The sequence below is a fragment of the Lentzea sp. NPDC004782 genome, assembly GCF_040609115.1.
In the GTDB taxonomy this organism is placed as follows: domain Bacteria; phylum Actinomycetota; class Actinomycetes; order Mycobacteriales; family Pseudonocardiaceae; genus Lentzea.
Genome location: NZ_JBEXJN010000013.1, coordinates 1 through 13,150 on the forward strand (window position 1 = coordinate 1; position 13,150 = coordinate 13,150).

Here is a 13,150-nt window from a genome sequence, read left to right on the forward strand (position 1 = left end):
CGCCGAGGGCAGGTTCGTGGAAGCGCACCGCCACCTGGACCGCGCCCTTCATCGACAACAGGGATGCCTGGCATGTCAGGTGACCGAGTTGCTCGTTCAGCGCAATGTCACGGGGCGGTGATGACCTGGCCCGCCCACGAGAGGCCGCCCCCGAAGGCGAAGAGCAGCACCGGCTCGCCGGAGGGGAGCTCGCCCCGTTCGGCCATTTTGGACAGTGCGAGCGGCACGGAGGCGGCGGAGGTGTTGCCGGAGTCCACGACGTCGCGCGCGATCACCACGTCGTCGCGCAGATCGAGGCGGCGGGTCATGGCCTCGATGATGCGCAGGTTGGCCTGGTGCGTGACGATGCCGGCCAGGTCCCTGGTGGTGATGCCGGCGCGTTCGCACGCCTGGGCGGCGACGGCCGGGAGTTCGCTGGTGGCCCAGCGGAACACGGCCTGGCCCTCCTGGGAGAAGCGCGGCTGCCAGGCGTCGACGAGGCGGACGGCGTTGTTGCGGCTCGGGTCGGAGCCCCACGTGACCGGGCCGATCTGGGCGTTGTCGGCGGCGCTGAGCACGGCGGCGCCCGCTCCGTCGCCGAGCAGGATGCAGTTGCTGCGGTCGGTCCAGTCGACGAGGTCGGACATCTTCTCCGCGCCGATGACCAGGGCGTGGCGGGCGGCTCCCGCGCGCAGGGTGTGGTCGGCCGTCGCGAGGGCCGTGCAGAAGCCGGCGCAGGCGTTGTTGAGGTCGAAGCAGACGGCGCTCGGGATGCCCAGCCGGCCGGCCACCTGGGCGGCGATCGACGGGCAGCGGTCGACTGCCGAGCAGGTCGCGACGATGACCTGGCCGATGTCGGAGGGGAGCAGGCCGGAGGCGGCGAGCGCCTTGGACGCCGCCGCGGCCGCCATGTCCGTGACCGACTCGTCGTCCGCGAGGTGGCGGGTGGCGATGCCCGTGCGCTGACGGATCCATTCGTCACTGGTGTCGACCATCTTCTCCAGGTCGGCGTTGGTCAGCACGCGCTGCGGCTGGTGGTGGCCGAACGCGACGACACGGGATCCGGACAAGGTGAGCTCCTTCGGCGAGGCAACGACACGGCGAATATAGCAACCGATCGGTCGGTAGCTAAAGAGGCTAGGATGCGTGCGTGAGCCCACGTCGTTCCGCCGCCGACACGCTTGAGACACGGCAGCGCATCCTCGAACGGAGCCTCGCCATCGCCTCGGCGGAAGGCCTGGAGGGGCTGACGATCGGCAGGCTCGCCGACGAGCTGGGGATGAGCAAAGCCGGTCTGCTGGGCCACTTCGGCACGAAGGAAGGCCTCCAGCTCGCGGTGGTCGACGAGGCGGCGGCGGTCTTCTCGCGCGAGGTGCCGCAACGCGTCAAGCAGCTGCCGTCCGGACTGCCGCGGTTGAAGGCGGTCTGCGAGGCCTGGGTGTCCTACCTCGAACGCGAGGTGCTGCCCGGCGGGTGCTTCTTCACGGCGGCGACCACCGAGTTCGACGGGCGCAGCGGCCGGGTCCGGGACGCGCTGGCCGGCATGAACGCGTTGTGGCGCAGGGACCTGCGCATCCACATCCGCCGCGCGATCAGCGACGGCGACCTGGCGCGGGACACCGACGTCGACCAGCTGATCTACGAGATCGTCGGGATCATGCTGGCGCTCAACCACTTCCTGCAGCTGGAGCACGACGCCGCCGCCCCGGCCAGGGCTCGCAAGGCGCTCGACCGGCTGTTCAGCGGGCGATGAAGTCGTTGACGACCGCGGCGACCTCCGCGGGCCGCTCGTAGACCATGCCGTGCGTCGCGTCGATCTCGCGCACGCGGACGTTGGGGCACACCAGCGGCAGATCGCGGCGCAGGCCCGCGCGGTGGGCGTCCATCAACGGCACGAGGTCCGGTGGCACCGGCAGGTTCCGCGTGGCCAGCGCCAGCAGGAACGGCACGGTCACACCGGCGAACACCGGCAGGGCGTCCGCGAACTCCGGCGACTTCCGCAGCGCCGAGGTGATCTCGCGGTTCGGCCGCGTGATCATCTCCTCCTGCGCGGTGAAGATCGCGTTGAGCTTCGCGAGAGGTCCTGCGACGTCGTCGAGCCCCGCGTAGTTCGCCGGATCCGTTGCGGCGGAACGATGCCCGTCCAGGCTCACGGCACCGGGGCAGTCGGGATGGCGGCGCGCCCACATCCCGGCGAGGATGCCGCCGAGCGAATGCCCGACGACGAACGGCGTGCTCAGTCCGAAGTGGACAGCAGTGCTCTCGATGTCGTCGAGCACCGCGTCCCAGTCCCACGGTCCGTCGGGCGACTGTCCGTGACCACGCAGATCGACCGCCACGCACCGCCCGTTCAGTTGCGGCGCAAGGACGTCCCAGGCCGACATGTCGCCGCCGGCACCGTGCAGCAACAGGATCGGCGGACCGTCACCGCCGTGGTCATGGGCAGCCAGTTTCACGATTCTCTCCGGTGGTCGAGGCGGGCGCGGATCGAGGCGACGGTGACGCCGCCTTCGGGGTGGCGTGCGAGTTTGTTGCGGGTCACCAGGTCGTGGACGCCCTGGCGGGTGATGCCGAGCATCGCGCCGGCCACCCCGAGCGAGACGCCCTCCTTGCTCGGATGACCGGCGCGGCGGGCGGTGACGCGGCCCAGCGGCGTCGCCCACCACGTGTCCGGCGGGTCGAACGGGGCGTCTCCGGGATAGAGGACGGTCATCAGGCGGATGGCTGTTTGTCGGGCCAGTGCGTCGTCGGGGCCCAGCAGCTGGGCCGCCCACATCTCGGCGTCGGCTTCGACGGACTGCCGCAGGCCGGTGAGGTCGGCCTGTGGCAGCAGGATCTCCAGCGGGTCGAGCAGCCGGCTCGTCACGAGCCGGATCAGGTCGTCCCGCAGATCCACGTGCTCCGAGGTGGTCGTCACTTGATGAACTGTAACCGATGCTTGACGTCCGGTGTCAAGTACCCCCCATGTGCGTTCATCTGATCGTCTTGACATAAACTTGAGGTGCGCACCGCTGAGCGTCCCTTCCGGGGCGCTCAGTTGTTTGCTGTGCCTTTCTTCGACTGGTGGGGAACCCCGATCGAGAGAGGCTTGACTCAGTTTGGTGAACAGATGACGAAGTACGCGACAAATAATTCAACAGGTGGTGAATTACGTGTTTGGAATCGGTGGCGAAGGAGGCAGCGGTGGAGCAGACGACAAGTGAGCGCCGCCTTACTTGATGTCCAGCTTCATGCCTACTCGTGAGCCGGTGCTTATCGCATCGGCCACGAGCCTGATCTCCTCGCGCCCGCCGTCGTTGATGTGCTGCTGAATGGAGTACCGTTCAGTGCCCGACTTCAGGCCCACGCTGTCGTAGAAGCTGCTGAAGCCGGGTGGCAGGACCACCGTGTACTCGAGGTGCTCCGGGCCGGGGGTGAATTTCTTGACGAATTGCTCGGGTGCGCCCTGGATGAACGGCAGGCATTTCGCGGGCCATCGAAATTCGGCTTCCAGGCGGATCTCGGTACCACTCGCCGCGGGCTCGCTCAAATGCACCATGACCTTCAGGCGCCCTCTGCTCAGCCAGCAGGTGGTGACGTCGAAACGGCTTCCGCCCTCTCCCTCGTCCTCGACGCTGCGCACGCGGACGTCGACCCCTCGCCGGTGCTTGTCGGGCCACTCCCAGTTCGGGCCCTCCCAGAACGTGAGGAAGTCCAGCGCCTCGCAGTCCGAGACGGCGGTGAACGTGATCGTCTCCACGGTGTCGCCGTTCGCCTCGATCTGGACCACCTGGTGCCAGTCCGAGATGTGCCACGTGTAGTCGCACCGTTCGTGCAGCAGGTCGCAGTAATGCCGCAGGAGCCGCTCATCCCGTTCGGTCTGGCGCCGCCACTCCAGCTTGTTGGCGACAAGAAGAACGAACAGGCCCAGAACGGCCGCTGTCGCGGCGACGACGGCGGTCGTGCGGAGGCCGTTCTGCGTCATCGCCGCACCGACCATTCCGCTTGTCGCAAGAATTACCAGCGTGCCTTCCGCGATGCCGATGACGCCGGCGTGGCGCACGTAGGACCGCAGTGCCTCGACCACTGCGTCCAGCACCGCGGCTGATCCGGTTTTTGACGGCTTGCGGCCTGTCCTGTGTACGTTTGCCCCGAACGTCATCGGCTACATCCTCGTGACCCCCTTGGCGGGTGCACCCGCTGCTGATTCGTACGGTACTTCCGGGGCGAACGCTGACGATCAGGTTCACGCGAACGGGCCAGGGCGAGTCTGCTCCGGACCGGTGAGGTCGGTTCCGGCCGTTCAGGTTCAGGTTAAAATCTTTGCCGCAGGTCGGAGTTTTGTGGCCATTTCCCGGCCAATGCAACCGTTCGGCTCACCGCGGCTGTCACTGGAACGGTCTAATCCTCCTACCCGCGGTGTGCACGGGCAGGAGGACAGGTCGCCGTCCTCAACGGGTCAGGCCGCCCACATCTGCACGGGCGCGATGTAGTTCCACGTGTAGAGCTGGTTCGCGCCGTCGTAGCTGCCGTCCGTCCCCGCGCCGTAGGTGTCGTGGACGTAGAACGACCCGTTGTCGTGGTAGCCGATCACCACGGACAGGTGGCCGGCGGTCGAGCCCCACGAGCCGCTCATGATCACGAACTTGCCCTGGTCGAGGAACGCGCGGACCTCGGCCGGGGTGAAGTTGCCCTGTTGGACGGCGGCGCCGTTGCGGGCCAGGAAGTCGCGTTCGGACTCCCAGGAGGCGCAGGGGCGAGCCGGGTTGCCGCCGCAGTAGTAGCCGGTGATCCAGCCGTGCGCGCCCTTCCAGCTGCCGGTGCGGGACCAGTCGTTCATCGTGCGGTTGAAGGTGGTGCCGCGGTTGGTGAACTCGTCGGTGATGTAGCGGCCCCACTTCGACCAGTGCGAGAACGGCTGCGCGACCTGGACGCCGAACTCGGTGGGCAGCTGGTAGGTGACGAGGTCGATCACGGCGCTGGTCGGGCCGCACGAGGAGTTGCCGTTGAACTCGTTGCGGGTGTCCCACAGCTGGTGGACGTACTCGGCGCGGTTCAGCCTGCCCGTCGTGGTCATCTGGCCGTCCAGCGTCGCGGCTTTGAGGCCCGCTGCCTTCACGTAGCCCTTCTGCGGGCTACCGATGACGGCGTCGGAGCCGTTGACGCCGGTCAGGGCGTAGTTGAACGACAGACCGTCGACCACGCGCGACGCCTTGTGGGTGGCGAGGTCCTGGACGTAGACGCCGTTGAAGTCGTCGAACTGGTTCGGGCCGAGCTTCTTGTCGGACACGCAGCCCATGACCTCGTACGCGACGTGGGTGCCGTCGGTGCTCCACACCGCGCTGCGGTAGTGGTGCTTCGTCTCGCCGACCAACGCGCGGACCTCGCCGGTCTCGGTGGCGAGGCCCAGGTACTGCGGTTCCGCGCCGCCGCAGCGGTAGATCTCGTTGTGCTTGATGAAGCTGACGTGCCGCTCGCCCTTGACGTCGACGAGCTTGAAGTCGCGGTACAAGGACGTGGAGTCGCTGCTGATCAACGGCTTGGCGGCGCCCGACTTCAGGTCGAACCGGACGAGGGAGCCTACGTAGGTGCTGTCGTCGGCCGCGTCCGGGTGTTGCACGGCCAGCAGACCGGTGCCGTCGGAGGTGAAGCCGAGCAGCTGGGGTGCGCGGCCCTTCAACTTGCCGACGGTGACGCCGCCGACGACGACGTTCTCGCCGTCGGCGTAGGCCAGTGTCGGACCGTTGAACACCGCGGACGTGATGGCGCCTCGTGCGACGAAACGGGTCTTGCCGTAGCGGTCGATGGTGTGCAGGGCCTTGCCGACGGTTCCGTCGAAGTCAGAGATCACGGCTGATTCAGAACCATCAGCAGAAGAGGTCGAACGGACTGTGTATGCAGGATCGCTCACGTTGAAGGTGGCTCTCTTGACGCCACCGACGAAGACGTCGTAACCGTCGGCGGAACGGACGGCGTGCGACTGGGACGGGCTCTCGGAATAGGGCTCGACGGCCTGAGCCGGGCACACGGCGGCGGCCGAGGTGCCGAGTGCCACCAGCAGGGCCAGTGAGGTTTTCTTCATGGTTCAAACGTCATGCCGCGTGGCATGTGTCCGGTATGCATCCGGTAGTTACGATCAGGAGTTGTGGAGTTCCGGGTGCTCGGGCCGGTCGAGTGTTACGCCGACGACGGCGCGCGCCTGGGTCTTGGTCCGCCCAAGCAACGGGCCGTGCTCGCGCTGCTGCTCGCCCAGCCCGGGCGGGTGCTGTCGGTCGACCGGCTGATCAGCGTGTTGTGGGACGACGCACCGCCCAAGACCGCGCTGAAGAACCTGCAGGTCTACGTCTACCAGCTGCGCAAGGTCGTCGGCTCGCGGCTGCTGTCGCGGGCGCCGGGCTACCTGATGTCGATCGACCCGGCCGAGCTCGACCTCACGCGGTTCACCGAGCTGCTCGACGTCGCCCGCAGGGAACGCACCCCGCAGCGCTACCGGGAGGCGCTCGCGTTGTGGCGCGGGCCCGCGCTGGCGGATCTCGCCGCGTCCGGACTGCTGCGCGGGGTCGTCGCCCAGCTGGAGGAGCTGCGGCTGGCCGCGCGGGTCGAGTGCGCGGAGGCCGAGCTGGACCTCGGGCGGCACGTGGAGATCGTCGCGGACCTCAACGAGTGGGTGCGCGAGCATCCGTTGCACGAACGCCTGCGCGAGCAGCAGATGGTCGCGCTGCACCGCGCCGGGCGTCCGGCCGAGGCGCTGGCCGCCTACCAGGAGTGCCGCCGGGTCCTGCAGGACGAGCTGGGCGTCGAGCCGGGCGAGTCGCTGCGGCGGCTGCAGGCCGAGATCCTGCGCGCGAAACCCGTTGGCACGTCGGCGATCCGCCAGCTGCCACCGGACGTGGTCACGTTCGCCGGCCGGTCGCGCGAGCTGAACCTGATCAGGGCCCGGCTGCGGCAGGACCGGGTCGCGGTGTGCGTGATCACCGGGCAGGCGGGCATCGGCAAGTCGGCGCTGGCCGTGCGGGCGGCGCACGAGATCGCGGCGCAGTTCCCGGACGGCCAGCTCTACGCGGACCTGTCCGACGGGGCGTCCGACCGGGTCCTGAGCCAGTTCCTGCGGGCGCTCGGCGAACGTCCCGGCGACGAGGAAGCCTTGCGCTACCGCTCGCTCACGGCGTCGCGGCGGCTGCTCGTGGTGCTGGACAACGTTGCCACCGCGGCGCAGGTCAAACGCCTGCTGCCGACCGGTCCCGGCTCGGCCGTGCTGATCACCTCACGCCGCCCGCTCGCCTCGCTGCACGGCGCGTCCTACGTGAAGCTCGGCGCCCTGCCGCTGGAGGAGGCGTCGCAGCTGCTCGCGGGCGTCGCCGGAGAGGTCGGCGACGCAACGGAGCTCGTGCGCTGGTGTGGCGGACTGCCGCTGGCGCTGCGCATCGCGGGCGCCCGGCTCGCCGCGCGTCCACAGTGGACGGCGGCGCTGCTCGCCGCCCGGTTGGCCGACGAGAGGCGGCGGCTCGACGAGCTGAGGCTCGGCGACGTCGCGGTGCGGTCGGCGTTCGAGGTCAGCTACGCCGAGCTCGGGTCTCCCGCGGTGGCAAGGGTTTTCCGTCTGCTGGGCCTGCTGGACGGGCCGGACTTCGCGGTGGCGGCGGCGCGGGCGCTGACCGACGTGCCGGACGTCGAGGAGCTGCTCGCCGAACTGGCCGACGCGCACCTCGTCGAGGAACCGGTGCCCGGCCGGTTCGCGTTGCACGACCTGCTGCGGTTGTTCGCGCGGGAGCGGTGCCGGGCCTCGGAGTCGTCGGACGAGCGGTCGCTGGCGCTGGAACGCCTGCACAAGCACTACCTGGAAGCCTTGGCGGACAACCCGACGGACCTCTGGCTCGCCGAGGAGCGCGACAACCTCATCGCCGCCGCCCACCAGGCCTCCCCGGCCGACGCGATCGCGTTCGCCGCCGGGCTTTCGTGGTACTTCCGGCGCCGTTCCGAGGTGGCGGACTGGGCCGCGCTCAACACCCTGGCACTGGAGGCCGCTCGCACACTGGGTGACGTGCGCGCGGAAGCGTTGGCGTTGAAGGAACTCGGCGCCGCGTGCGAGCGCGGCTTCAAGTTCGCCGAGGCGCAGCAGCACTGGACCGCGGCCCTCGCGCTGGCCCGATCGCTGGGCGACCGGCAGCTCGAAGCCGTGACGCTCAACAACCTCGGCATCGTGCACTGGCGGCGTCGTGAGCTGCCCGCCGCGGTCACGTCGCTGGAGGCCTCGCTGACGTTGCGGGAGGAGCTGTCCGACTCGCAGGGCGCGGCCTACGTGCGCACCAACCTCGGTCTGGTGCACGCCGCCCTCGGTGATCTCCCGGCCGCCTTGGGTTGCTACGAGGAGACTTTGACGACGTTCCGCACGTGCGGCGACCGGTCCGGTGAGCTGCACGCGCTGGCGAACATGGCCGACGCGCACCGCCAGCTGGGCTCGCTGGACCGCGCTCTGGAGCTGTCGGAGGAGGCGCTGCAGCTCGCGCGATCGGTGGGGGACAGGCAGATCGAGGCCGGGGTGCTGCTCGATCGCGGCATCGTGCACGAGCTGGCGGGACGTGCCGAGCAGGCCAGGTCGTCCTACCGCGAGGCAGCGGAGCTGTCGCGGCGCATCGGGTTCCGGTGGGGTGAGTCGGAAGCCTCACGGCGGCTGACCGGCCTCGACTGATCGGGCGCCCTAGTCTGGATCACGTGGAACTGCTGCATCTCAGGTATTTCGTCGCGGTCGCGGAGGAGCTCAACTTCTCGGCGGCCGCGCGGAAGCTGCACATGGCCGCCTCTCCGCTGAGCCAGCGGATCAAGGACCTCGAACACGAGCTGGGCCGGCAGCTGTTCGACCGCAGCACGCATCACGTGGCGCTGACGCCCGCGGGGAACGCGCTGCTGCCGATCGCGCGGGACGTGCTCGACCGGGTCGGATCGATCAGGTGGCGGCTCGACGAGGCCACGAAACCATCCAGGACGACGGTGTTCGTCGGCATGCCCGCCGGGATCCACCCGGCGCTGCGGGAGCGGCTCACGCTGCTGGCCGAGCGCGTGCACGAACGGTTCGAGGTCAAGCGGTGGCCCGGCACGACCACGGACCTGGTCGCGGCGGTGAAGGAGGGGAAGCTCGCTCTCACGCTGGCGCGGTTGCCCGTGCAGGAGGCCTCTCTCGACACGCTGCACGTGATGACTGAACGCCTCGGCGCCGTGGTTCCGGCGGACCAGTTCCAGGGACGTGAGTCGGTCAAATTGGCCGACCTGACCGACCTCGCCTACGCGAAGGGGCCCGAGGAAATGATGCCCGCATATTTCGAACAGCTCGACCGGCAATTGCACGAGCTGGGCATCAAAAAGCGCATCCAGCTGAGCAACACCGGCTACCAGGGCACGTCGGAGATCGTGTCCAGCGGGCTCGGGTTCTCCGTCTCGATGCTCGACGAGGACAGCTCGATGCGCGGTTACCAGCTGGAGAACATGGCGGTGCTGCCGTTCGAGGACTTCCGCGCGCAGCTCGACACCGGGCTGCTGTGGCGGCACGACCGCGGCGCCGACGGTGACCTCAAGGAGCTCGTCGAGGCCGCCCGCGAGGTTTTCGTGGAGCCGATTTCCAAATGAACAATGGTATGACCGCTGTGGTCATAACATTGTTCGCGACATGATCGTTCCCTTTCGCCGAATTCGCCACTAGCTTCGGTTGTGCAAGCAGGAAGCAAGGTGCGAAAGGACGAACGATGAAGGACATCACCGCCGGTCCGCTGGACGGCGTGCGGGTGATCGACCTCTCGACCGTGGTGATGGGCCCGTACGCGGCCCAGATCCTCGGAGACCTCGGCGCCGACGTGATCAAGATCGAGTCGCCTGTGGACACCGTCCGCAACGGCCGCTACCGCACCACGCCGGGCATGACGCCGCTGAGCCTCAACGTCAACCGGAACAAGCGCAGCGTCGCCCTGAACCTCAAGGACGAAGAGGACCGCGAGAAGGCTCTCAAGCTGATCGACACGGCCGACGTGCTGATCACCAACATGCGACCGGGTGCCCTGAGCAGGCTCGGCCTCGACTACGCCGACGTCGCCGAGCGCAACCCCGGCCTGATCTACGCCCACGCGCAGGGGTTCCGCAGCGACTCCGACCGCGCAGGCATCGCCGCCTACGACGAGACGATCCAGGGCGCCTCCGGTCTGGTCGACATCGCGAACCGCGCGATCGGGCGGCCCGTCTACCTGCCGACGATCATCGGTGACAAGGTGTCGTCGCTGACCATCGCCTACAGCGTGCTCGCCGCGCTCGTGCACCGCAACGCCACCGGTGAAGGTCAGCGCGTCGAGATCCCCATGGCCGACACGATGATCGCGTTCAACCTGGTCGAGCACCTCTCGGGGCACGCGTTCGTGCCGGAGGAGGGGCCGACCGGCTTCAACCTCTCGATGGCCAGGGGCCACCACGCCGTGCACACCAAGGACGGCCTCGCCTGCGTCGTGCCCTACAACCCGCAGAACTTCCGCGACTTCTTCGCCGCCGCACAGCGTCCCGACCTGGTCGAGGACCCGCGCGTCGCCGGTGACCACCTCGATCCCGGCGACACCGACGACCTGATGGGTCTCGTCGACGAGTGCGCCTCCGCGCTCACCACCGAGGAATGGGGCGAGGTGTGCGCGAAGCACAGCATCCCGTTCGGGCCGGTGCTGGAGCTCGACAAGGCGCACGAGGACGACTACGTCCGCGACGGCCACCTGCTCGACGTCGTGCAGCACCCCACCGAGGGCGCCGTCCGCTCGATCGGCATCCCGGTCCGGTTCTCCGCCACGCCCGCCACCGTCCGCCGCCTGGCCCCGCTGCCGGGTCAGGACACCGCTGAGGTTCTCGAGGAGTTGGCATGAACGAGATTCGCACCGAACGCATCGGTTCGGCTCTGCTGATCACGATCGACCGGCCGCAGGCGCGCAACGCCGTCAACGCGGCGGTCGCGGCCGGGCTCGCCGCGGCGCTGGACGAGCTGGAGGCCACCCCCGAACTCCGCGTCGGCGTGCTCACCGGGGCGGGCGGCAGCTTCAGCGCCGGCATGGACCTCAAGGCCGCGCTGCGGGGCGAGTCGCCCGAGATCCCCGGCCGCGGCCTCGGAGGGCTCACCGAAGCCGAGCTCACCAAGCCGGTGATCGCCGCGGTCGAGGGGTTCGCGCTGGGAGGTGGGTTCGAGCTGGCGCTGGGCTGCGACCTGATCGTCGCCGCCGAGGACGCGAAGTTCGGGCTGCCGGAGGTGAAACGCGGCCTGATCGCCGCCGGCGGCGGGGTCGTCCGCCTGCCGCAACGGATCCCCTACCACCTCGCGATGGAGATCCTGCTGACCGGTGAACCGGTCGACGGCCGCCGCGCGGGTGCGCTCGGCATCGCCAACAGGGTCGTGCCGAACGGAGAGGCCGCCGCGATCGCGTTGCAGCTGGCCGAGCAGATCGCCCTGAACGCGCCGCTGGCGCTGGCCGCCGTGAAGAACGTCGTGCGGTCGCGGGACCCCTGGGCCGCGCAACGCACCGAGAGCGCGAAGCTGATGACCACGGCCGACGTCCGCGAGGGCATGACCGCCTTCGCCGAGCGTCGCGCTCCACAGTGGACAGGACGTTGACATGCCCAAAATGCAACTCGGCATCACACCCCTGACCGCACCGGCGTTTCCCGCCGTGCAGCCCCGGTTCTTCGACCGCGAGTACCTGAACATCGTGTACCGGACCGATCCGGAGGCGCTGCGGGCCGTCGTCCCGGCGCCGCTGGAGATCGACGAGCCGCTCGTCCGGTTCGAGGTCATGAAGATGAACGACGTCACCGGCTACGGGCCCTACACCGAGGCCGGCCAGGCGATCCAGGTCGTCTTCGACGGCGAACGCGGCGAGTACCTGCACGCGATGTACCTGGACAGCTTCGCCGCCACCGCGTCCGGCCGCGAGGTCAGCGCCTACCCGAAGGTGATGGGCTCGCCGAAGCTCTACGCCGACAACGGCGCGCTGGTCGGCACGCTCGACTACGGAACGCTGCGGGTGGCCACGGCGACCATGGGCTACAAGCACTTCGAGCTGGACCGCCGGGACGCTGAGGCGGAGATCACGGTTCCGACCTTCATGCTGAAGACCATCCCCGACTACAACGGTTCGTTGCGGGTGCAGGAGCTCGTGCGCACGGAGATCACCGACGTCGTGGTCAAGCAGGCCTACACCGGTCCGGCGCGCTTGCAGCTGTTCCAGCACGTCCTCGCGCCGCTCGCCGACCTCCCGGTGCTGGAGGTCGTGTCCGCCAGCCACATCATCACCGACCTGACGCTCGCTCCCGCCAAGCCGGTTCACAACTACTTGGAGGAGTCATGACAACCGTTGCTGTCGTTGGTGCAGGTGTCATCGGCCTGTCGTGGGCGAAGTTGTTCGTCGAGCACGGGATGACCGTGCGGGTCACCGACCCCCGCCCGGACCTCGCGGACGTCGTCCCGGACGGCGCGCAGGTGGCGGCGAGCGTCGCCGAGGCCGTGCGGGACGCGGACTTCGTGCAGGAGAACGGCCCGGAGAACCTGGCGTTCAAGAAGACCCTCTTCGCCGAGCTCGTCCGAGAGGCTCCGGAACACGCCCTGCTGCTCAGCTCGTCGTCGGCGATCCCGTCGACCGCGTTCACCCAGGGCATCGACGGCTCGCGCGTCCTGATCGGACACCCGTTCAACCCGCCGCACGTGATCCCGCTGGTCGAGGTCGTGCCAGGTGAGCAGACGAGCGAGGAGTCGGTCGCCAAGGCCGTCGAGTTCTACCGCTCGCTCGGCCGCACGCCGGTCGTGGAACGCAAGGAGATCCCCGGATTCGTCGGCAACCGGCTGCAGGCCGCGCTGTCCCGGGAAGCCGCGTACCTGGTCGAACAGGGCGTGGTGACGCCGGCCGACCTCGACGCCGTCGTCACGAACTCGCTCGGCATCCGCTGGGCCACCGTCGGCCCGTTCCTCGGCGCCCACCTCGGTGGCGGCCCCGGCGGCTACCGGCACCTCGCCGAGCACATCGGCAAGTCCATGCAGGGACTCGCGCTCGGCACCCCGTCCGACAACCCCGAAAAGCTCATCGAAGCAGTCGAAAGCGCTTACGGCTCCTCCACGTACTCGGCACTGGCCGAGACGCGCGACCGCAAGCAGCTCGCCGTTCTGACGGCATTGGAGGAGAACTAG

12 protein-coding genes are annotated in these 13,150 nt (G+C 69.0%); 7 read left to right on the forward strand and 5 right to left on the reverse strand.

Annotated elements, in window-relative coordinates; translation table 11 throughout:
• Window positions 1–107: 107 nt before the first annotated feature.
• Window positions 108–1,049, reverse strand: coding sequence for a beta-ketoacyl-ACP synthase III (locus tag ABZV40_RS14320; RefSeq protein ID WP_355440155.1), 942 nt, complete (start codon window positions 1,047–1,049; stop codon window positions 108–110).
• An 80-nt stretch (window positions 1,050–1,129) separates the two neighbouring features.
• Here ABZV40_RS14320 and ABZV40_RS14325 point away from each other — a divergent pair, with 80 nt between their 5' ends.
• Window positions 1,130–1,732: a TetR/AcrR family transcriptional regulator gene (locus ABZV40_RS14325; protein WP_355440158.1), complete on the forward strand. Its 603-nt coding sequence runs from the start codon at window positions 1,130–1,132 to the stop codon at window positions 1,730–1,732.
• Here ABZV40_RS14325 and ABZV40_RS14330 read toward each other — a convergent pair.
• The 4 genes from ABZV40_RS14330 to ABZV40_RS14345 form a co-directional block, all read right to left on the reverse strand.
• The gene (locus ABZV40_RS14330; RefSeq protein WP_355440161.1) at window positions 1,719–2,435 is read right to left on the reverse strand and encodes an alpha/beta hydrolase; all 717 of its coding nucleotides are present in this window, start codon (window positions 2,433–2,435) and stop codon (window positions 1,719–1,721) included. The two genes, ABZV40_RS14325 and ABZV40_RS14330, sit on opposite strands and share 14 nt — an antisense overlap.
• Window positions 2,432–2,896: a hypothetical protein gene (locus ABZV40_RS14335; RefSeq protein ID WP_355440164.1), complete on the reverse strand. Its 465-nt coding sequence runs from the start codon at window positions 2,894–2,896 to the stop codon at window positions 2,432–2,434. The genes ABZV40_RS14330 and ABZV40_RS14335 overlap by 4 nt, the downstream gene beginning before the upstream one ends.
• A 294-nt stretch (window positions 2,897–3,190) precedes the next feature.
• Entirely contained in the window at window positions 3,191–4,120 is a 930-nt protein-coding gene (locus tag ABZV40_RS14340; RefSeq protein WP_355440167.1) for a hypothetical protein, read from the reverse strand.
• Window positions 4,121–4,417: 297 nt separating this feature from the next.
• Window positions 4,418–6,040: a C39 family peptidase gene (locus ABZV40_RS14345; RefSeq protein WP_355440170.1), complete on the reverse strand. Its 1,623-nt coding sequence runs from the start codon at window positions 6,038–6,040 to the stop codon at window positions 4,418–4,420.
• A 63-nt stretch (window positions 6,041–6,103) separates the two neighbouring features.
• On the opposite strand from ABZV40_RS14345, the gene ABZV40_RS14350 reads away from it, so the two are divergent.
• The 6 genes from ABZV40_RS14350 (at window position 6,104) to ABZV40_RS14375 (ending at window position 13,150) form a co-directional block, all read left to right on the forward strand.
• Window positions 6,104–8,647 carry a BTAD domain-containing putative transcriptional regulator gene (locus tag ABZV40_RS14350; RefSeq protein WP_355440173.1) on the forward strand — a complete coding sequence of 848 codons (2,544 nt, stop codon included), beginning with the start codon at window positions 6,104–6,106 and terminating at the stop codon, window positions 8,645–8,647.
• Window positions 8,648–8,670: 23 nt separating this feature from the next.
• Entirely contained in the window at window positions 8,671–9,579 is a 909-nt protein-coding gene (locus tag ABZV40_RS14355; protein WP_355440176.1) for a LysR family transcriptional regulator, read from the forward strand.
• Between the two features lie 116 nt (window positions 9,580–9,695).
• Window positions 9,696–10,844 (forward strand): CoA transferase, encoded by a 1,149-nt coding sequence (locus ABZV40_RS14360; protein ID WP_355440178.1) that lies wholly within the window; start codon window positions 9,696–9,698, stop codon window positions 10,842–10,844.
• Window positions 10,841–11,584: a crotonase/enoyl-CoA hydratase family protein gene (locus tag ABZV40_RS14365; protein WP_355440180.1), complete on the forward strand. Its 744-nt coding sequence runs from the start codon at window positions 10,841–10,843 to the stop codon at window positions 11,582–11,584. Before ABZV40_RS14360 ends, ABZV40_RS14365 begins: the two co-directional genes overlap by 4 nt.
• Before the next feature lies 1 nt (window position 11,585).
• Window positions 11,586–12,317 (forward strand): acetoacetate decarboxylase, encoded by a 732-nt coding sequence (locus ABZV40_RS14370; RefSeq protein WP_355440183.1) that lies wholly within the window; start codon window positions 11,586–11,588, stop codon window positions 12,315–12,317.
• The gene (locus tag ABZV40_RS14375) at window positions 12,314–13,150 is read left to right on the forward strand and encodes a 3-hydroxyacyl-CoA dehydrogenase NAD-binding domain-containing protein (protein ID WP_355440186.1); all 837 of its coding nucleotides are present in this window, start codon (window positions 12,314–12,316) and stop codon (window positions 13,148–13,150) included. The genes ABZV40_RS14370 and ABZV40_RS14375 overlap by 4 nt, the downstream gene beginning before the upstream one ends.